Origin of the sequence: Nonomuraea sp. NPDC049649, assembly GCF_040675175.1 — a bacterium.
GTDB lineage: Bacteria > Actinomycetota > Actinomycetes > Streptosporangiales > Streptosporangiaceae > Nonomuraea.
In genome coordinates this window covers 1-19449 of the sequence record NZ_JBFAOH010000050.1, presented here as the reverse complement: position 1 = coordinate 19449, position 19449 = coordinate 1, and the positions used below count along the sequence as shown (strand labels likewise).

The following is a 19449-nucleotide window of genomic DNA, read 5'->3' as shown; positions in this document are numbered from 1 at the left end:
GGTGGCGGGGCGGTCAGGCGGGTTCCTCCAGGTGGGGACGTTGGACCTACGGGTACGCGAGCATCGCATCCCGCCGGATGATGATTGACACGGCCATCAGGCCTCGATAGGAGACGTTCATGCCGCAGACTCCCGAGGAAGAATCGCTGGGCACGCTGGTCGCCCGGGCGAGCGACCACATCTCGGACCTGATCCGTTCAGAGATCAAGCTGGCCAAGGCCGAGCTCAGGTTCGACGCCAAGCGGGTCGGCCTGGCGGGGGTCATGTTCGCCGGCGCCGTGTTCGCGGCACACCTGTGCCTGATCCTCGCCTCGTTCGCGTTCGCCTACTTCCTCGCCCTGTGGCTGCCGACATGGATCGCCTTCCTCATCGTGACCGGCGTCTACCTGCTCTTCGCGCTGGGGGCGGCCTTCCTGGGGTACCGCAAGCTGAAGGGGCTGGCCGGGATGAAGCGGACCGCCCGGTCGATCAAGGACCTCAAGGAGATCGCCGGCTCCGACGGCCAGGCCGCGCCGGATGAGGCGCCACGACCAGACAAGAGGCCGGTGACGAGTGATGGCGCCTGACGAGGCCGTCGTCCGGATCGAGGGGCCGTGGACGCACCGCGCGGTGCACGCCGGCGGCACCCGTTTCCACGTCGTGGAGGCCGGTGAAGGCCCGCTGGTGCTGCTGCTGCACGGCTTCCCCCAGTTCTGGTGGACGTGGCGGCACCAGCTCGCCTCGCTGCCCGCGGCCGGCTACCGGGCGGTCGCGGTCGACCTGCGCGGCTACGGCGGCAGCGACAAGCCGCCGCGCGGCTACGACCTGCCGACGCTCGCCGCCGACGCGGCCGGGCTGATCAAGGCGCTGGGCGAGACGGGCGCGATCGTGGTCGGCCACGACTGGGGCGGGCTGCTGGCCTGGACGATGGCGGTGCTCGACCCGAAGTGCGTGCACCGGCTGGTGACCGTGTCGGCCCCGCACCCGCTGCGCCTGCGCCGCGCGCTGCTGACCGACCTCGCGCAGCTCAGGGCGAGCCGCCGGGCGTTCGGCTTCCAGCTTCCGCTGCTCCCCGAGTACCGGCTGACGCGGCGTGAGGGCGCGCTGGTGGGCAGGCTGCTCGACGACTGGGCGGGGCCGGGCTGGCCGGACGCGGAGACCGCGCGCACCTACCGCGAGGCGTTCTCGATCCCGGCGGTGTCCCACTGCGCGCTGGAGTACCACCGCTGGTTCGGCCGTTCCCAGCTGCGCCCCGACGGCCACCGCTTCGCCAGGGCCATGCGGGCCGAGATACAGGCGCCCACGCTCCAGCTGCACGGCGCGCTCGACACCTGCACGCTTCCCCGGACCGCTCAGGGGTCCGGGCGTTACGTGGCCGCCCCGTACCGGTGGCGGCTCTTCGAAGGGGCGGGCCACTTCCCGCACGAGGAGATTCCCGACGTGTTCGACACCGAACTGCTCGGCTGGCTCAACGATCCGGAGCCGGACCGATGAGAGACCGAGATCCCGAGGGCCGTCCGCGCAACGCCCGGCCGCGTGACGCGTTCGGCCGTCCCCTGCCGTACGGGTCGCCGGGCATGCCGAGAGTGCCCGACGACTACGCGCCGACGACGGACCAGGCGCTCGCCGACGGCCGCCGGTTCCTGGAGCAGGGCCTGCCGTTCAACGCCCACGAGGTGTTCGAGGGCCGGTGGAAGTGCGCTCCGGAGGAGGAGCGCGACCTGTGGCAGGGCCTGGCGCAGATCTGCGTGGGGCTGACCCATCTGCAGCGCGGCAACGGGCGCGGCGCGGTGACGCTGCTCTCCCGCGGCGCGGCCCGGGTGCAGACGTACGGCGAGCCGTACGACGGAGTGGGCAGAGCGGCGTCCGGCCTGCACGACGACAGCGACGCCGGCGAGGCGATCGCGCTGATCCTGGCGGAGCTGCCGGAGCCGGGCGAGACCTGAGCCCGGCTCAGTCGCACTCCTGGGTGTCGGCCGGCCGGGTGGCGGACTTGCCCTGCTCGGCGTCCGGGCGGACCTCGTCGGCGGTCAGGGCGTAGCCGGTCTCCTCCTGGCTGACCGCGGCCGCGAAGATCACCCCGTACACGCGCCCGTCGACGGCGAGCAGCGGGCCGCCGGAGTTGCCCGGCAGCACCACGCCGCGGATCGCGTACACCGAGCGGGTGACGTTGCTGTCGCGGTAGATGTCGGGGCTCTCGGCGTTGTTGATCCGGCTGCGGATGCGGGCCGGCTCGGCGGTGAAGCCCTGCCCCTTCGGGAACCCGGCGATGATCGCGTTGTCGCCCTTCTTGGCCTCGCCGCGGAAGGCGAGCGCCGGGAGGCCGAGCCGCGGCACCCGGAGGATGGCGATGTCGCGCTGCGGGTTGTAGCGGACCACGGTGGCGTTGTGGCGCTTGCCGGTGTGGTCGACGACCTGCAGGTCGCGGGTGACGCCGGCGACGACGTGCGCGTTGGTCATGATGCGGTCGCGGGCGTAGACGAAGCCGGTGCCCTCGATGTGCTTGTTGCAGCTCTCGGCGTTGCCCTGCACCTTGACGATGGCCCGGGTCGCGCGCTCCAGTTTGGCGCCCTTGAGGATGCTGCGCGGGGCCGGCTCGACGTCCACGAGCTGGCCGGCGCCGATCGCGTCGAAGACCGGCGGGAACTCCGAGCGGTCGATGAACTTCTTGAACGGCTGCTGCCAGTTGCGCGCGGCCTGCGGGATGGCCTGGTCGACGGTGGTGAGCAGCAGCGAGCCCTTGACCTGGTCGACCAGCGGCGAGAACGAGGTCGAGACGATCAGCGACCCGATCAGCCAGGCGATCACCAGCACCGACAGCGCGCTGGCGAACGTGCCGCCGACGGCGTCGGCCACCTTGGCGGGCTCCCACGTGACATGGGAGCGCACCACGGCCCCCATCGTGGACGAGGCGAACTGGCCGATCGTCGCCGACAGGAAGACGATCACGATGGCCAGCAGCGCCTGCGGCGTGTCGCCGTCGACGACGGTACGGGCGATCGGCGGCGCGATGAACACCCCCAGGACGGCCCCGCCCACGAAACCGACGAAGCTCATCACCCCGATGATGAAGCCCTGCCGGTATCCCGAGATCCCGAAGGCGATCACGAGGCCGATCAAGATGAGGTCAAGCAGATCACCGCGCACGCTTCAAAGCTAACCAGGGAGCGGGTCAAGTGTGCATGTCTTCCGCCAGGACTGCCCGCGCGGCGTCGTTAGCGTGATCCGCATGCCGCCGTTCGAGGGAACAGTTCGCGGTCTCATCGAGGCAGCTCTTCAGGACACCGACCCGGACGGGCCGGTGCGCTGGCAGGTGATCAGCCTGCTGCGGGAGCGCGGCGACGTCGAGTCCTTCATCGAGGCGCGGCGGCTGTGCGCCGCCGACGAGGCGGACGAGCGGCTGCTGGGCGTGGACATCCTCGGCATGCTGCGCGCGTACGTGGACCGTACGCTGCCCATCCTGCGCTATCTGGCGGCCAGCGAGGACGACCCGGTGCTGCTGTACTCGGTGCTGATCGCCTTCGGCCATCTCGGGGACCCGCGCTCGCTGCCGTCCGTGATCGACCTGGCCGGTCATCGGGACGCGCGGGTGCGGTACGGGGCGGCCTACGCGCTCCAGCACGTCCTGGGCGACCCGCCGGACCGCTCCGGGCTGGCGGCGCTGCGCCGGCTGACCCTGGACGACGACGCCGACGTGGCGGGCTGGGCCTCGCTCAGCGTGGCGCTAGCCACGGGCCGTCACGTTTAGCCCCTGGGGCGGCAGTTCCTCCACCCGGGCGCGGTCCCACGGGCGTTCCAGCCCGCCCTCGCGCAGCAGCCCGTCGAGCACGCCCGCGGTGAACCCCCACACGAGCATCCCGCGTACCCGGAACGCCGGGCCGGCCAGCCCGGCGCGGTAGCGGAGCATGATCCGGTTGTCCGGGTCGACCAGCTCGGCCAGCGGCACCCGTTCGACGGACTCGACCTCGTCGGGTGAGGCGGCGTGCACGGCGCACGGGTCGTGCCACCAGCCGATCACGGGGGTGACCCGGTTGTCGCTGTGTCGCACGTACAGCTCGGGCATGGTGGACAGCACGGTGACGCCGCGCGGGTCGAGGCCGGTCTCCTCCTCCGCCTCGCGCAGCGCCGCGCCGATCGGGCCGCCGTCGCCGGGGTCCACGCCGCCGCCGGGGAAGGCCGGCTGGCCGGGGTGGCTCCGCCCGTTGGCGCTGCGCTGGATGAGCAGCACGTCGGGGCCGTAGGGGCCCTCGCCGAACAGCGCCAGCACCGCCGCCTCGCGTCCGCCGCGCGCGGGCGGGCGCAGCCCTGCCGGTACGCGGGAGCGGGCGGCGTTGGCGGCGAGCTGGTCGAGCCAGCGGGGAATCGAGGTCACGACTGCTCCAACGTTCCAGGGATCACCGAGCTTCCCCGCTCAGGAGAAGGGGCCGGAACGCACCAGCTTGCGGGCCTCCTCGGCCTCGGTGGGGCCGGTACCGTAGGAGGGGCAGAGCGCGGCCAGCGGGCAGGCGCCGCAGGCGGGCTTGCGGGCGTGGCAGATGCGCCGGCCGTGCCAGATGATCCGGTGGGAGAACACGGTCCACTCGCGCTTGGGGATGAGCTCGCCGACCACCTTCTCGATCTTGACCGGGTCGGTCTCCTCGGTCCAGCCGAAGCGGCGGACCAGCCGCTGGAAGTGGGTGTCGACGGTCAGCCCCGGCACCCCGAAGGCGTTGCCGAGCACGACGTTGGCGGTCTTGCGGCCGACGCCGGGCAGCGTCACGAGGTCGTCGAGCTTGCGCGGCACCTCGCCGCCGAAGCGGTCGCGCAGGCCCTGGGCCAGGCCGATGATCGAGCGGGTCTTCGCGCGGAAGAACCCGGTCGGCTTGATGATCGCCTCGACGTCCTCGGGGTCGGCGGCGGCGAGGTCGTCGGGGGTCGGGTACTTGGCGAAGAGCGCCGGGGTGGTCAGGTTGACCCGCACGTCGGTGGTCTGCGCCGACAGCACGGTCGCGACCAGCAGTTCGAAGGAGTTGGTGAAGTCGAGCTCGCAGTGCGCGTCGGGGTAGGTCTCCGCGAGGATCCGGTTCATCTTCCTGGCCCGCCGCACCAGCCCCAGCCGGGTCTCCGGCTTGCGTCCGCGGGCGGCCGCCACGTTCGTCGCCATGCCGCAAGGGTATGGCCAAGCGGCCGTTTCCCGGGCATGACGCGTTCTTTCCCGTCGCCGGGCGGGCTCTGCCGCTCTCCAGGGGGTTAGGCCGCGTTTGTGAGTGTATCTAGCAGGCTGGACGGTTATGGGCGGGGGATGAGTAAGCATGTTGACGGTTTTGTTCGTACACTTCGGCAGGAGGATCGCACGGCTCGCCTTGGGGGGACCATCTCGAGCCCGTGACGCGGTCCGGCCGACGCGCGGAGTGGCGTGCGTCACAATGGCAGCAGAGGAGGCAGTGTGAACACCGAAGACGTGCTGGGCAAGGCCCCCCTGTTCGCCGCGCTCGACCGGGAGAGCGCCGCGGCGCTTCGGACGAGCATCACCGAGGTCCAGCTTTCCAAAGGCCAGACGGTCTTCCACGAGAACGAGACCGGCGACCGGCTCTACGTCGTGCTCGAAGGCAAGGTCAAGCTCTCCCGCACCTCCCAGGACGGCCGGGAGAACGTGCTGAGCGTGCTCGGCCCGAGCGAGATGTTCGGCGAGCTGTCGCTGTTCGACCCCCGGCCGCGCACGGCCACGGCGACGGCGCTGACCGAGGTGCGGCTGGCGGGGCTGGGCCACGACGACCTGCGACCCTGGCTGACGGGCCGCCCCGAGGTGGCTCTCCACCTGCTGCGGGCGCTCGCCCAGCGGCTGCGCCGCACCAACGACGTGCTGGCCGACCTGGTCTTCACCGACGTGCCCGGCCGCGTCGCCAAGCAGCTGCTCGACCTGGCCGAGCGGTTCGGCACCCGGACCGAGGACGGCATGCGCGTCCACCACGACCTCACCCAGGAGGAGCTGGCGCAGCTCGTCGGCGCCTCACGCGAGACGGTCAACAAGGCGCTGGCCGACTTCGCGCACCGCGGCTGGCTGCGCATCGAGGCCAAGGCCGTGGTGATCCTCGACCACGACCGGCTCTACAACCGGTCCAGATAGTCGAGCTGGGCCCGCACCGACACCTCCGCCGCGGGCCAGAGCGCCCGGTCGACGTCCGCGTACACGATCTCCACGACCTCGCGCGGCGTGCGCGCGCCGCGCCGCCGCGCCTCCCTGATCTGGTCGAGCCGCTCGCGCCGGTGCGCGATGTAGCCGTCGAGCGCGCCGATCGGGTCGGGCAGCACCGGCCCGTGCCCCGGCAGCAGGGCCCGCGCCTCCAGGCTCTCCGCCGCGGCTCTGAGCCGGTCCAGGCTGCGCAGGTAGTCGCCCAGGTCGCCGTCCTCGGCGATGATCGTGGTGCCGCGGCCGAGCACGGTGTCGCCGGTCAGGATGGCCCGGTCCTGCGGCAGCCAGAAGCAGAGCGAGTCGAACGTGTGGCCGGGCGTCCCGTACACATGGATCTCCAGCCCGTCGACGGTCACCACGTCGCCGTCGGCCAGCCCCTCCTCGCCCAGCCGGTGGCGCGGGTCCAGGGCCCGCACCGGCGCGCCGACCAGCTCGGCGAAGCGGCGCGCGCCGCCGCTGTGGTCGGGGTGGCCGTGCGTGAGCAGGATCTCGGTGACACGCCGCTCCCCCAGGTGGTCGCGGACCCGGAGCAGGTGGGCCTCGTCGTCGGGCCCGGGGTCGACGACCACGGCCTCCCGCTCGCCGATCACCCAGGTGTTGGTGCCGTCGAGCGTCATGGGCGACGGGTTGGGCGCGAGGAGGTTCTCCGCGTGGTCGGTGCGCGAGCCGTCGGGCGTGCCGAGCGGGATGTGCAGGCCGCTCATGCCGGCTCCACCCGGAACTCGCCGTCGACCTCCACGATCCTGGGCACCACGGTGACGATCTCGCGTTTCTCGGCGAGCACCGACTCCACGCTGTCGTGGCGGGCCAGGTCGCTGAGCACGCGGTACGTGGGAGGCATCAGGAAGATCTCGCCCCGGTCGCCCATCGCGAGAGCCTCGGCCGGGGCGCGCCACTCGACCCGGTCGGCCTCGCCGCCGACGTCGCGGGTCCGCTGGCCCTCGGGCAGCACGGCGACGAAGAAACGGGTGTCGAAGCGCCGCTCCTCGGCCTCGGGCGTGATCCAGTGGGCCCACGGCTTGAGCAGGTCGGAGCGGAGCACCAGGCCGCGCTTGCCGAGGAAGTCGGCGAAGCCGAGGCTCCGGTCGATCAGGGCCAGCCGGTCGGCCTCCCAGTCGTCGCCCCGCGTGTCGGCGACCACCGAGTCGGGGCCCGGTCCGGCGAGCAGCACCCCGGACTCCTCGAACGTCTCGCGTACGGCCGCGCACACCAGCCCTCTGGCCACGGACTCGTCCGCGTCGAAGACCCGCCCCCACTCGGCGGGCGACGGCCCCGCCCAGGCCACCGCGTGGTCGGTGTCGCGCGGGTCGACCGATCCGCCGGGGAAGACGTACGCGCCGGCCGCGAAGGCCATCGTGGACTTGCGCCGCAGCAGGTAGACCTGGATGCCGCCGCCCCGGGCCGCGCGGAAGAGCGCCACGGTCGCGGCGTCCCGCGCGCGGGCCGGGGCGACACGCCCGGACAGCACACCTCTGATGTGCTCGGCGTGTTCCCGAGAAATCCGAAGACCAGCCACCATGACCTCCACCTAGAACATCACTCGGTCATAGTGGCATATCAGGCTTTCAGGACACCTCGGCGACCAGCTCCACCTCGACCGGGACGTTCAGCGGCAGCGCCGCCACGCCGACGGCGCTGCGCGCGTGCTTGCCCGCCTCGCCCAGCACCTCGCCCAGCAGCTCGCTGGCGCCGTTGGCGACCTGCGGCTGCCCGGTGAAGTCGGGAGCGCTGGCCACGAACACCACGACCTTGACGATCCGCTTGACCTTGGCCAGCTCGCCGATTTCGGCCTTCAGCGCGGCCAGCGCGTTGAGCGCGCAGATCCGGGCCGCCGCCTGGCCGTCCTCGACGCCGACCTCCGCGCCGAGCTTGCCGGTGATGCGTACCTCGCCCTTCTCGACCGGGATCTGGCCCGAGGTGTAGACCAGGTTGCCGGTCCGCACCGTCGGCACGTACGCCGCCAGCGGCGCGGTCACCTCGGGCAGTTCGAGCCCTAGAGCGGCGATCTTCTGCTCAGGAGTCACTGCTTCTCCCGCTTGAAGTAGGCGACCAGCTGCTCGGGCGTCTGACCCTGGACGATCTGGACCAGCTCCCAGCCGTCGGAGCCGAAGTTGTCGAGGATCATCTTGGTGTTGTGGATCAGCACCGGGGCCGTGAGGTACTCCCATTTCTTCATGACCATCAGCGTAGTGTGAGCAATCTCCGGTGTTCTCCTGGGCTTACGTCAAGTGACCGTTCGGTAGCCTCGAAACGTGGACTCTCGGGACACGGATTGGGACGGTGTGCGCCTGCACGTCGTCACCGGCAAGGGCGGCACCGGGAAGACGACGGTGGCCGCCGCGCTCGCGCTCGCGCTCGCCGCGGGCGGCCGCAAGGTGCTGCTCGTGGAGGTGGAGGGCCGCCAGGGCATCGCGCAGATCTTCGATCTGCCCCCGCTTCCGTACGAGGAGCGCCGCATCGCCGTGGCCCCCGGCGGCGGCGACGTGTACGCGCTGGCCGTCGATCCCGAGGAGGCCATGCTCGACTACCTGGAGATGTTCTACGGCATGCGCCGGGCGGGCCGGGCGCTGACCAAGCTGGGCGTGCTCGACTTCGCCACCACGATCGCCCCGGGCTTCCGCGACGTGCTGGTCACCGGCAAGACCACCGAGGCGGTGCGCAGGCGCGACAAGAACGGCGAGCGGGTCTACGACGCCGTGGTCCTCGACGCGCCGCCGACCGGCCGCATCACACGCTTCCTGAACGTCACCGAGGAGGTCGCGGGCCTGGCCAAGGTCGGCCCCATCAAGAACCATTCCGACCTCGTACGAGGCGTTGTGAAAAGTCCGGAAACGGCGGTGCACTTCGTGACGCTGCTGGAGGAGATGCCCGTCCAGGAGACCCTCGACGGCCTGGACGAGCTGCGCGAGGCCGGCCTGCCGCCCGGCGGCGTCTTCATCAACATGGTGCGCGAGCCGCTCTTCCCCCAGCCCGTGCTCGACCAGGCGGTCAAGGGCCGCTTCGACTCCGCCGAGCTCGTCGCCGGGCTGGAGGCCGCCGGCCTGGCCACCGGCAGCGACGCCAAGGCCCTCGCGGAGGCGCTCACCGAGGAGGTCGTCGAGCACGCCCGCCGCACCGAGACCGAACGCGAGGAGCGCCGGACCCTCGACGCCGCCGCCCGGCCCACCTACGAGCTGCCGCTGCTGGCCGACGGGGTCGACCTGGCGGGCCTGTACGAGCTGGCCGAGAGCATCCGCACCCAGGGAGCAGCGTGAAGAAGCCCGCCAGCCTCGACATCGACGCCATCCTCGACGACAGCGGCACCCGCATCATCGTCTGCTGCGGCTCCGGCGGCGTCGGCAAGACCACCACCGCCGCCGCGCTCGGGCTGCGCGCCGCCGAACGCGGCAGAAGCGCCGTGGTGCTCACCGTCGACCCCGCCCGCCGCCTGGCCCAGGCGATGGGGCTCACCGAGCTCGACAACACGCCGCGGCGCATCGTCGAGTACGAGAGCGGCGGCGAGCTCCACGCCATGATGCTCGACATGAAGCGCACGTTCGACGAGATCATCGAGGCGCACGCCGACCCCGAGCGGGCCCGGCAGATCCTGTCGAACCCCTTCTACCAGTCGCTGTCGTCGAGCTTCGCCGGCACGCAGGAGTACATGGCCATGGAGAAGCTCGGCCAGCTCCGCCGCTCCGACGAATGGGACCTGATCATCGTCGACACGCCGCCGTCACGCTCCGCGCTCGACTTCCTCGACGCGCCCGAGCGGCTCGGCCGCTTCCTCGACGGACGGTTCATCCGGCTGCTCACCGCCCCGGCCAAGGCCGGCGGGCGCAGCGCCTTCCGGCTCTTCAACGCGGGGTTCGGGCTCGTCGCCGGCATGCTCACCAAGCTGCTCGGCGCCCAGGTCATCAAGGACCTGCAGACGTTCGTGTCGGCGCTCGACGCGGTCTTCGGGGGCTTCAGGCAGCGGGCGGAGCGTACGTACCAGCTGCTCCAGTCGCCCGGCACCGCCTTCCTCGTGGTCGCCGCGCCCGAGCGCGACGCCATGCGCGAGGCGTCCTATTTCGTCGAACGGCTCGCCGAGGAGCGCATGCCCCTCGCCGGCCTGGTCGTCAACCGGGTCCACGAGTCACCGGCCGCGACGCTCTCGGGAGTCCGGAGCGCCGCGGCCGCCGAGGACCTGCAAGCCCGGGGCGAGCACGAGCTGACCGCCGCTGTGCTGCGGCTGCACACCGGCAAGATGCAACTCGCCGCTCGCGAACACCGGGAGCAGGACCACTTCGTGACCGCGCACCCGACGGTGCCGATCGCCCAGGTGCCTGCGATGTCCGAAGACGTGCACGACCTGGACGGCCTGCGCCGCATCGGCGAACTCCTGGCTAAGGCGTAAGAGCGCGGCCGGCCTCACGGCCGGCCGCGCCCCGGCCGATCAGCCGGCGATCAGCTCGTTGGTCCGCTCGTACTCTTCCTTCGCGGACTCGAGCAGCTGCCGCCACGAGTCGACGTCGGGTCGCCGGCGTAGAAGCGCACGCCGTTCGCGTTCGGTCATACCGCCCCACACCCCGAACTCGATGCGGTTGTCCAGCGCATCGGCGAGGCATTCGGTACGGACCGGGCATCCTCGGCAGATCAGCTTCGCCCTGTTCTGCGCAGCCCCTTGGACGAACAGCGCGTCCGGGTCCGCACCTCGACAGGCGGCACGGGAGGTCCAATCCGTGATCCACATTTTCGACCCCACTCCCCTTAGGTGGTCAGTCGTCATTTGGGGCCGACGGGCGCGGGCGCCGAGCCTCCGTATTCAGTTGCCGCATGGAGAACGTACGCAAGGAGACGTTCGGGCCGACAGACCCCAGAGGACCAAATTCTCGCCGGACTGTTGACCGGGAATGACTAGTCACCCCAGCCAGTCAAGGCGAAATGGTGTCGTGTTACCGTTGGTCACACGCTTTCAACGTAGGCTTGGGACTGTGCAAGCTCAGGGCAAAGATCGTTCTTCACCGATCCTGAACGTCATCAAACTGACGGTGGCAGGCGCTGCCGCGGGCGTGCTCGTCGCCGCCGTCGCGCTGCCTGCCGTCGGCGGCGCGGGCGTCTCCGCCAGGTCGGCCGTGGGAGCGCTCGACCTCAGGGCCGAAGAGCTCGACGAGCCGCCACTGCCCGAGCGCACCCGCCTGGTCGACGCCAACGGCAAGCAGATCGCGCAGTTCTACTTCCAGAACCGCCAGTCCGTCAGCCTCGACAAGGTCGCGCCGATCATGCAGAAGGCCCTCATCGCCATCGAGGACTTCCGCTTCTACAAGCACGGCCCCATCGACATCGAGGGCACCGCCCGGGCTCTGATCAAAAACCTTACCACCGGCGGGGTCACTCAGGGCGGTTCTTCCATCACTCAGCAATACGTGAAGCAGGTGCTGGTCAACGCGGCCGAGACCGACGAGGAGCGGGCCGCCGCCACCGCCACCACCGTCTCCCGCAAGCTCAACGAGCTGCGCTACGCGATGGCGATCGAGCAGAAGTACTCCAAGGACGAGATCCTGGAGCGCTACCTCAATATCGCCTACTTCGGCGCGGGCGCCCACGGCGTCCAGGCCGCCGCCCGGCGCTTCTTCGACAAGCCCGCCTCCGAGCTCAACCTCGCCGAGGCCGCCACGCTGGCCGGCGCGGTGCAGAACCCCGCCAGGACCGACCCCAACGTCGGCCCCAAGTCCCGCGCCCTGCTCCTGGAGCGGCGGAACGTCGTCCTCGACCGGATGGCCGAGGTCGGCTTCGTCTCCCGTGCCGAGGCCGAGGCGGCCAAGAAGAAGAAGCTGGGCTGGAAGGACGTCGAGATGCCCGGCGGCTGCGAGGAGAGCAAGTACCCGTACTTCTGCCTCTACGTGCAGAACGAGATCCTCCTCAACGAAGACTTCGGCGAGACCGCCGAGGAGCGGCTCAAGCTCCTCCAGCGCGGCGGCCTCACGATCAAGACCACGATCGACCCGAAGATGCAGAAGGCCGCCGAGAAGGCCATCCGCAAGTACGTCAGCCCCAAGGACAAGCCCGTCGCCGCCCAGGCGATGATCGTGCCGGGCACCGGCGAGATCAAGGCGATGGCCGCCTCCCGCAAGTTCGGCAACTCCAAGAAGAAGAACGAGATGTCCTACAACCTGGTCGCCGACGCCGCGCACGGCGGCGGCCGGGGCTTCCAGCAGGGCTCCACCGCCAAGGTCTACACGCTGACCGCGGCCCTGAAGGAGGGCATGAAGCTCGGCGACGGCTTCGCCTCCCCCAACGGCTACCGCGCCTCCGGCTACAACTCCTTCAAGGACTGCAAGGGCAACAACGTCGGCGACCCCTCCCACACCGTCACCAACTCCAGCGAGGGCGGCGGCGGCTTCAAGACCCTGGAGACCGGCACCTGGGGCTCGGTCAACACCTTCTTCATGAAGCTGCAGCAGAGCGTCGGCCTCTGCGACACCGTCAAGACGGCCAAGGAGATGGGCCTCAAGCGCGCCGACGGCCAGAAGCTCGGCGAGTACGAGACGTTCACGCTCGGCATCAACGAGGCCGACCCGGTCAACGTCGCCAACTCCTACGCCACCCTCGGCGCCCGCGGCAAGTACTGCAAGCCGCTGGCCATCACCGAGGTCAAGGACCGCGACGGCAAGGTCACCCGCTTCAAGCCCAAGTGCCAGCAGGTCATCGACAAGGAGGTCGCCGACGCCGTCAGCGCCATCCTGTCCGGCGTGTTCACCAAGGGCACGATGAGCGGGGTCGGCGGCATCGGCCGCGACGCCGCCGGCAAGACCGGCACCACCGACAACTACACCGCCGCCTGGTTCGCCGGCTACACCCCCAACCTGTCGTCGGCCGTCAGCATCGGCGACCCGCGCGGCGCCTTCAGCCACAACCTCATAGGCGTCACCATCGGCGGCCGCTACTACCCGTACGTCTACGGCGCGTCCATCGCCGGCCCCATCTGGAAGGACTCGATGATCTCCGCGCTGAAGGGCGTGGAGGCCGCCAAGTTCCACCCGGTCAACCGGTCCCGCTTCGGCGGCTGCGGCGACAAGTGCCCGCCCAAGCCCAAGAAGAAGGACCGCGACGAGATCCGCGACATCGACGACCTCCGCGACCTGTTCGAAGACCGGGGCGACCGCGGCGGCCGTGGCGACCGCGGCCGCGGCGACCGGGGCCGCGGCGGCGACTGGGGCGGCTGGAACGAGACCGGCCTGGCGCCGACCGACTGACCGCTCGCCCGTACGAGGACGAGGCCTCCGCCCCTGACCGGAGGCCCGTCCAGGCGGGCACTCAGGACGTCAGCTTGGCGCGCACCGCGGCGGCCACCCGGCCGCCCTCCGCCCGTCCCGCGACCTTCGGGTTGACCACCTTCATCACCTGACCCATCGCCTGCGGGCCCGACACGCCCAGCTCCGCGATGGACTCCTCGACCAGCCGGTTCAGCTCCTCGTCGGAGAGCTGCGCCGGGAGATACTCCTCCAGCACCGCCTGCTCGTCGAGCTCCGCCTTCGCCTGCTCCGCGCGCCCGGCGTTGCCGAACGCCTCCGCGGCCTCCCGCCGCTTCTTCGCCTCCCTCGTCAGCACCTTCAGGACCTCCGCGTCGGAGAGCTCCCGCGACTGCTTGCCCGAGACCTCCTCCACGTTCACCGCGGCCAGAGCCATCCGGATGGTCCGCAGCCGCACCTCGTCCCGGCTCTTCATCGCGGCCGTGAGATCGGCCTTCAGCCTGTCTTTCAATGCACTCATGCGGACCATCTTGCCGCGTGCCCGGGACACCCCGTGCCGGATGTCGGGCATCATGAGAACGTGAGGAAAGCAGTCGCGGTTCCGTTGTCAGTGCTCGGGCTCGGCGTGGCCGGCGTCGCCTACGCGTCGGTCGTGGAGCGCAACTCGTTCCGGCTGCGCCGCTTCGACGTGCCGGTCCTGGCACGAGGCCAGCGTCCGGTACGGATTCTGCACCTGTCCGACCTGCACCTGACTCCGCGGCGCACCATGCTGATCAACTGGGTGCGCTCACTCGGCGCCCTGGAGCCCGACCTGGTCGTCAACACCGGCGACTCCATCGCCCACCCCGAGGCCGTGCCGTCGCTGCTGCACGCCCTGGAGCCGCTCCTGAGCCGCCCCGGCCTGTTCGTGTACGGGTCCAACGACCTCTACGCCCCCCAGCCCAAGAACCCCCTCCGCTACCTCTGGCGCACCTCCCGCAACGAACGCCGCCAGCACATCCCCAACCTCCCCTGGGAAGAACTCGGCGCCGGCATGGCCGCCGAAGGCTGGCTCGACATGAACAACACCACCGCCCGCATCAAGGTCGGCGACCTCGACGTGGCGGTGGCCGGCATCCACGACTCCCACATCTCCCGCGACCGCTACGACCTGGTCGCCGGCCCCGCCCCCGCCGACGCCGACCTCCGTCTCGGCGTCATGCACTCCCCCGAGCCGCGCAACATGACCCGCTTCGCCGACGACGGCTACCAGCTCCTGCTCGCCGGCCACACCCACGGCGGCCAGCTCTGCATCCCCTTCTACGGCGCCCTCGTCACCAACTGCGGCATCGACAGGAAGCGCGTCAAGGGCCTCAGCCGCCACTCCTCCGCCTGGCTCCACGTCTCGGCCGGCCTCGGCACCTCCCCGTACGCCCCCGCCCGGTTCGCCTGTTTTCCCGAAGCGTCCCTGCTCACACTGGTTCCGAGGCGCTGAGTGGTCACAAGCACCCACGAAGTCGGCTAGACTTCTACAGGCACGTGCAAGACGACGTGCACCGGGGTGTGGCGCAGCTTGGCAGCGCGCTTCGTTCGGGACGAAGAGGTCGTGGGTTCAAATCCCGCCACCCCGACAGTGCAGTAGCAGGTCAAGGGCCTGATCGCTGGAGACAGCGGTCGGGCCCTTGATCGTTTGACCGTCATTTGACCGTGGGTCTGAACGCCTCCAGGCGGCATTGGCGGGTTCAAACGAGTTCTCCTGGGCACCTTGATCGCTGAATCGGTGCCGGTCTGCCGTCTCCGGTGGTTCAAAGTAAGGAGCAGCTACCGCGGATGCTGCCCATGAGCATGGACTTGCCCAAGCAACGCCGCGGACGATGGCGCTGCCGCTTGAACGGCGCCCGGATCGTGCAGCACCCTGATAAGCCTTGTCCGAGAAGGTCGTCACGTCGAGCGGCGGCTAAGACGTCGATCAAGGCGACGATCGCGTCATGAACGGTGCCGGGCAACCAGGAGAGGCCCACACCAGCCAGCCCATGGGATCGGAACCGGTCGGCAGGGTGTGGACACATGCCCCCCGACCCTGCCGACGTTCGCCCAGCTCTTGCCCCGGATTCGGCATCACATGTGACCACCAACTGCGGAACCCGGGCATAAGATTCCGTCCATGTTCCGAGTGCGCCCGGCCCGTCAGTCCGCATCACAGCCCGATGTGCCGGTCCTGCGAAGTCTCGGGCCCACGTACGAAGAGAACCTGCATGGGCGGCACGCCGCAGTCCTCCTCAAGGTTCTGACCGACAAGTCCGCGAACGCCGCGAGGAATATCGCGCTCGCGGGGCACTACGGCAGCGGAAAGAGCAGTGTCATTCGCGGTGTCCAGGAGGAGCTCGATAAGCGGAAGATCAGCTGGGTCAATCTGTCGCTGTCGAGCCTGGGCATAGGCGACACGAAGCGGGCACGCATCCAGGATGACAGCACCCTCGCTCCACTGACGAACCTCATCCAGAAGGAGATCGTCAAGCAGTTGCTCTACCGGAAGGCCCCTGCGGACATGCCGGGGTCGAGGTACTTCCGTATCGACTCGTTCAGGCCCTGGCCGGCTGCGGTCTGGAGCGCCCTGGCCGCTGTAGGGTCATTTGTGGTCGCGGTCCTGCTCGGGCTGGTGGAGCGCGTGAAGCAGGTGGGACCCCAGGCCGTGGTCACCAGTCATGACTGGGTGCCGTGGGTCATCGTCGCTGGGTTCGGCGTGTTCCTGGGTGTGATCTGCTTTCTCGGTTTGCGTGCTCTGCAAAGCCGAGTGCGCGTGGAGAGCGTCTCCGCGGGCGGAGCGGCCGTCACGCTGAGAGCCAAGGAAAACTCGTACTTTGATGAGTACCTCGACGAGATCGTCTACTTCTTCCAGAAGACGCGGACCCAGGTTGCGATCTTTGAGGACCTGGACCGGTTCGGGGATCCACACATTTTCGAGACGCTACGCGAGTTGAACACCGTCTTGAACAACTCCGAGCAGATCAAGTCACGGCCAGTTCGATTCGTGTATGCGGTCCGTGACAGTATCTTTGAGCAACTCTCCATCGATGTCGCCCAGGACAGCGATGCGGATGCCGATGCCGACGCGGTAGCACTTCGTGCGTCTATTCTGGAGTCCGCTCCGTCAGCGAACAGGACAAAGTTTTTCGACCTGGTTGTCCCGATGGTTCCGTTCATTACGCACCGGTCGGCGCGGGATCTGTTGATGGCGGAGTTCTCCGAAGCGGAAGAGAAGCCTTCGACCGCACTGGTGAATCTAGTTGGCGGGCGTCTGACTGACATGCGCCTGATTCGCAATATTCGGAATGAGTTCGAGATCTACCGTGCCGCGGTTTTGGGAGAGGAAGGTCTCAAAGGCCTCGCTGCGGACCGGCTATTCGCGATGATGGTTTACAAAAACCTACATCTGGAGGACTTCGAGGCCATCCGGCTGGGCACGAGCAAGATCGACGAGGCTTACCAGGCTTTCCGTGACATGGTCACGTATCAGACGAGCCACCAGGCAGCTGTCAGCAAGGAGGCGCTCGACCGGATCGCGTCGAACGCCCTGTGGGACAAGCACGCGAAGGCCGCCGGCGAACGGCTCCAGAAGGTGCTGCAGATGGTTCACCAGGCATCGCGGGTTGGTGGCGAGTCGGCCCTTTGGTATGAGTCGGAGCGCTACCCGCTCGCGGCTCTTACATCTGGTGACTTTTGGAGGTCGCTGCACAAGACCCGCAAAGAGGTGAACTTTGTCCACCCTCACCCGAGATACGGTGGTGTCACCTTGTCGTTCGATGAGGTGATCGCGCTGGTCGGGGGTGGAGCCGCTGCGCCGGTGGATGCCGATGTCGCACGTCTTCGGCGCGTCTCCCGGGCTGCGCGGGAGACGAAGGACTTTGTCGCGAAAGCCACGATGGCGCAGCTCATGGCTGAGGCGGACCTAGTCATGCCCACCGATGGCGGCGTGGAGCGCAACCTGGATGCGATCGTTGCCGACCTCGTGTCGCCCTTGGCCCACGACCTCCTTGCCAGGGGCTACATCGACGAGAACTTTACTCTGTACTGCTCGGATTACCACGGCATCGCTATCAGCGTCAGCGCCATGAATTTCATCCTCCATTGCGTCCAGGTCGACCGCGCAGACCACCGCTTCCGGTTCGACGAGGCTGCCTCCATCGACGCCGTTGAGAAGGAAATGGGCGATCGCTTCCTCGACGGCGAGAGCGTCTTCAACCTTGAGGTCTTCGACCACTACCTGCCCGCACGCCCCGAGCGGCTATACAAGGCTTTCGACAAGCTCGCCATACGCGCCGGGACCGACTCCACTTTCATCGATATGTACCTCATGGATGGCAAGTCTAAGGCGCTCTTCGTAAGCCAACTGACTCCTCGTTGGACGGGCATGTTCGTCCATTTGGTCGAGAAAGCCCCGTTCGAGCTCTCAGCGGCGGTTGAGCTCGTCGACACCGCTGTCCGGAGCGCTGCTCGCGACGTCGACTACGACTCCTCCGACCGGGTGGAAGAGTTCCTCTCGGAGCATTACGCCCAGATGCAGGCATTTGTTAGCACCATGGAGGCATCAAAGGCGGCTGATTTGGTGGTTCTGATTCGTCGTCTTGGCATCCAGGTCGGCGACCTCACGGTGCTGGGGGACGCACAGCGTGAGGCGGTGGTCACAGCTAGCCTGTACCCGGTCACGAGGGAGAACCTGTCCGCGGCACTCGGTGAAGGCACCCCGCTGGCCCTCGACATGGTGAAGGCGACCAACGCGACCGTCTACGAGCACATCCTCAACAATCTGGACCGCTACCTCCATGCTCGTCAGGAGGGCGAAGTGACCGTCGATGCCTCGGAGGAGTTCGTCGCGGTGCTGAACGACGTCGCCGGTGCCGACGAATCGGTGGTGCTGCCGGTTGCCAAGGGCGCGTCGCAGACGTGCAAGGTAGCCGACCTGGATGACCTCGACGAAACGGCATGGACTGCAGTGGTGTCGGCGAGCCGGTTCACGCCTACCGCCCGGAACGTGAGCCAGTTCGTAGCGAAGTTCGGCGTCCACGAAGAACTGGTGAAGAACCTGAACAGCATCGACCTCACCGAGATCGAGGAGGTGAAGGAGGAGTCCAGGTACGAGCTCGGGTATGCGCTGACACATGCCGAGAACCTGGACTCGGCAGCGAGGGTCCGGTTGGTCAAGCAGCTCGAGCTCTCCGGCAAGTTGGATCCCGAGCGCCTGACGGGCGCCGGGCTTGAGCTGCTCCCGGCACTGCTGGTTGCCGAACTGGTGCCCGATGCCGCCGAGACATATGCGTGTGTGGTCGGTAGCCCGTTCGCGGTCCGCGAGGAGTACTTCGCGGCGTCCAAGAACCTGGCGTCCTACGTATGTGAACTACCGCTATCGAGCGACGACCTGCCCAAGCTCATGCGGAGCCCGCGTGTGGTATCGGCCGTCAAGCGGGCAATCGCCGATGACGCGGAGTACGTACACGGCCGGTTGTCCCAGCAGGGTGCCATCGCGATCTGCGAGTGGGCGGCCATGGGCAACACGGTCTCGGTGGATCTGCTGGTCAAACTCAGCGAAGCCGCAGCGCCCGCCGAGCACATCCTGAGTCTGCTGGAACCCCACCTTTCTGGCATTGAGCTACCGGTGTTGGACCAGATTCTTTTGGCGCTGGGCGACGAGTACGAACCGCTCACCAGGACCGGTGGCCACCGTCCCAAGCTGAAGGAACTGGACGGGACGAACGAACTGCTCAACGAGCTCAAGCGTCACGGCCGGGTCAGTTCGTTCCGACCCGGGAAGATCCATGGCATCCGGGTCATCATGCGTCGTTGAGACCCCACCAAGGGGGTTCGAGAGTTCAAGGAGTATTGCGAGGCGCTGATATTGCGCATAGACCAGGTGAAGTCGAACGGCGGCAGCGTCTCCAACGCCGAGCGTTGGCTGGCATGGACTCAACAACACATCGACCGGATCAACCCTTCAAGAAGTTTCCGGCTATGCCGGGACTGTACGGTTTTCGGTGTAACTCCTGATCAAGGAGAACGCACCTGATGAGTACTGTGATCCAGGCATCGACGGAGATCGATCTGGAGGAC

The 19449-nt window shown here is 68.7% G+C and carries 19 protein-coding genes and 1 tRNA gene; 11 read left to right on the top strand and 9 right to left on the bottom strand.

All coding sequences use genetic code 11. The annotated features are described in order from the left end of the window. Positions 1–119 precede the first annotated feature (119 nt). The 3 genes from AB0J42_RS34160 to AB0J42_RS34150 are packed head-to-tail and all read left to right on the top strand — an operon-like array spanning position 120 to position 1925. Positions 120–566, top strand: coding sequence for a phage holin family protein (locus AB0J42_RS34160; RefSeq protein WP_364301954.1), 447 nt, complete (start codon positions 120–122; stop codon positions 564–566). Next, positions 556–1473 (top strand): alpha/beta hydrolase, encoded by a 918-nt coding sequence (locus tag AB0J42_RS34155; RefSeq protein WP_364301952.1) that lies wholly within the window; start codon positions 556–558, stop codon positions 1471–1473. Before AB0J42_RS34160 ends, AB0J42_RS34155 begins: the two co-directional genes overlap by 11 nt. Then, positions 1470–1925, top strand: a complete 456-nt coding sequence (locus AB0J42_RS34150) for a DUF309 domain-containing protein (RefSeq protein WP_364301950.1) — start codon at positions 1470–1472, stop codon at positions 1923–1925. Before AB0J42_RS34155 ends, AB0J42_RS34150 begins: the two co-directional genes overlap by 4 nt. Positions 1926–1932: 7 nt before the next feature. Here AB0J42_RS34150 and AB0J42_RS34145 read toward each other — a convergent pair whose 3' ends face one another. Beyond that, positions 1933–3126 carry a MarP family serine protease gene (locus tag AB0J42_RS34145; protein ID WP_364301948.1) on the bottom strand — a complete coding sequence of 398 codons (1194 nt, stop codon included), beginning with the start codon at positions 3124–3126 and terminating at the stop codon, positions 1933–1935. Between the two features lie 82 nt (positions 3127–3208). On the opposite strand from AB0J42_RS34145, the gene AB0J42_RS34140 reads away from it, so the two are divergent. Then, positions 3209–3727 (top strand): HEAT repeat domain-containing protein, encoded by a 519-nt coding sequence (locus tag AB0J42_RS34140; protein ID WP_364301946.1) that lies wholly within the window; start codon positions 3209–3211, stop codon positions 3725–3727. Here the strand turns inward: AB0J42_RS34140 and AB0J42_RS34135 are convergent. Both AB0J42_RS34135 and nth read right to left on the bottom strand, forming a co-directional pair. After that, positions 3704–4351, bottom strand: coding sequence for a CoA pyrophosphatase (locus AB0J42_RS34135; RefSeq protein WP_364301944.1), 648 nt, complete (start codon positions 4349–4351; stop codon positions 3704–3706). The two genes, AB0J42_RS34140 and AB0J42_RS34135, sit on opposite strands and share 24 nt — an antisense overlap. A 39-nt stretch (positions 4352–4390) precedes the next feature. Continuing rightward, on the bottom strand, positions 4391–5122 hold the full coding sequence (gene nth, locus AB0J42_RS34130) for an endonuclease III (RefSeq protein WP_364301942.1): 732 nt from the start codon (positions 5120–5122) through the stop codon (positions 4391–4393). Positions 5123–5404: 282 nt separating this feature from the next. Between nth and AB0J42_RS34125 the strand changes: the two genes are divergently transcribed. Next, complete coding sequence (locus tag AB0J42_RS34125) at positions 5405–6085, top strand: Crp/Fnr family transcriptional regulator (RefSeq protein WP_364301940.1); 681 nt, start codon at positions 5405–5407, stop codon at positions 6083–6085. On the opposite strand, the gene AB0J42_RS34120 is transcribed toward AB0J42_RS34125, so the two are convergent. From AB0J42_RS34120 to AB0J42_RS34105, 4 genes are read right to left on the bottom strand one after another with little or no spacing between them, the layout of a single operon-like run. Further along, entirely contained in the window at positions 6067–6855 is a 789-nt protein-coding gene (locus tag AB0J42_RS34120) for an MBL fold metallo-hydrolase (protein ID WP_364301938.1), read from the bottom strand. The two genes, AB0J42_RS34125 and AB0J42_RS34120, sit on opposite strands and share 19 nt — an antisense overlap. Next, positions 6852–7670 carry an NUDIX hydrolase gene (locus AB0J42_RS34115; RefSeq protein WP_364301936.1) on the bottom strand — a complete coding sequence of 273 codons (819 nt, stop codon included), beginning with the start codon at positions 7668–7670 and terminating at the stop codon, positions 6852–6854. The genes AB0J42_RS34120 and AB0J42_RS34115 overlap by 4 nt, the downstream gene beginning before the upstream one ends. Before the next feature lie 46 nt (positions 7671–7716). Next, a complete protein-coding gene (locus AB0J42_RS34110; protein ID WP_364301934.1) occupies positions 7717–8175 on the bottom strand; it encodes a RidA family protein in 459 nt (152 codons plus the stop codon). After that, positions 8172–8327, bottom strand: coding sequence for a hypothetical protein (locus AB0J42_RS34105; protein WP_364301932.1), 156 nt, complete (start codon positions 8325–8327; stop codon positions 8172–8174). Before AB0J42_RS34105 ends, AB0J42_RS34110 begins: the two co-directional genes overlap by 4 nt. Before the next feature lie 76 nt (positions 8328–8403). Here AB0J42_RS34105 and AB0J42_RS34100 point away from each other — a divergent pair, with 76 nt between their 5' ends. Both AB0J42_RS34100 and AB0J42_RS34095 read left to right on the top strand, forming a co-directional pair. Then, positions 8404–9405 (top strand): ArsA-related P-loop ATPase, encoded by a 1002-nt coding sequence (locus AB0J42_RS34100; protein WP_364301930.1) that lies wholly within the window; start codon positions 8404–8406, stop codon positions 9403–9405. Further along, complete coding sequence (locus AB0J42_RS34095) at positions 9402–10529, top strand: ArsA family ATPase (protein ID WP_364301928.1); 1128 nt, start codon at positions 9402–9404, stop codon at positions 10527–10529. The genes AB0J42_RS34100 and AB0J42_RS34095 overlap by 4 nt, the downstream gene beginning before the upstream one ends. 39 nt (positions 10530–10568) lie before the next feature. On the opposite strand, the gene AB0J42_RS34090 is transcribed toward AB0J42_RS34095, so the two are convergent. Continuing rightward, positions 10569–10865, bottom strand: coding sequence for a WhiB family transcriptional regulator (locus AB0J42_RS34090; protein ID WP_364301926.1), 297 nt, complete (start codon positions 10863–10865; stop codon positions 10569–10571). A 298-nt stretch (positions 10866–11163) separates the two neighbouring features. Between AB0J42_RS34090 and AB0J42_RS34085 the strand changes: the two genes are divergently transcribed. After that, positions 11164–13368, top strand: coding sequence for a transglycosylase domain-containing protein (locus tag AB0J42_RS34085; RefSeq protein WP_364301924.1), 2205 nt, complete (start codon positions 11164–11166; stop codon positions 13366–13368). Between the two features lie 61 nt (positions 13369–13429). Here AB0J42_RS34085 and AB0J42_RS34080 read toward each other — a convergent pair whose 3' ends face one another. Continuing rightward, a complete protein-coding gene (locus tag AB0J42_RS34080; RefSeq protein ID WP_364301922.1) occupies positions 13430–13885 on the bottom strand; it encodes a GatB/YqeY domain-containing protein in 456 nt (151 codons plus the stop codon). Positions 13886–13945: 60 nt separating this feature from the next. On the opposite strand from AB0J42_RS34080, the gene AB0J42_RS34075 reads away from it, so the two are divergent. The 3 genes from AB0J42_RS34075 to AB0J42_RS34065 all read left to right on the top strand — a co-directional run bounded on the left by AB0J42_RS34075 (position 13946) and on the right by AB0J42_RS34065 (position 19186). Then, entirely contained in the window at positions 13946–14839 is an 894-nt protein-coding gene (locus AB0J42_RS34075) for a metallophosphoesterase (RefSeq protein WP_364301920.1), read from the top strand. Between the two features lie 62 nt (positions 14840–14901). After that, positions 14902–14975 (top strand) — tRNA-Pro (locus AB0J42_RS34070). A 533-nt stretch (positions 14976–15508) separates the two neighbouring features. Continuing rightward, complete coding sequence (locus tag AB0J42_RS34065; protein ID WP_364301918.1) at positions 15509–19186, top strand: hypothetical protein; 3678 nt, start codon at positions 15509–15511, stop codon at positions 19184–19186. Positions 19187–19449: the final 263 nt, after the last annotated feature.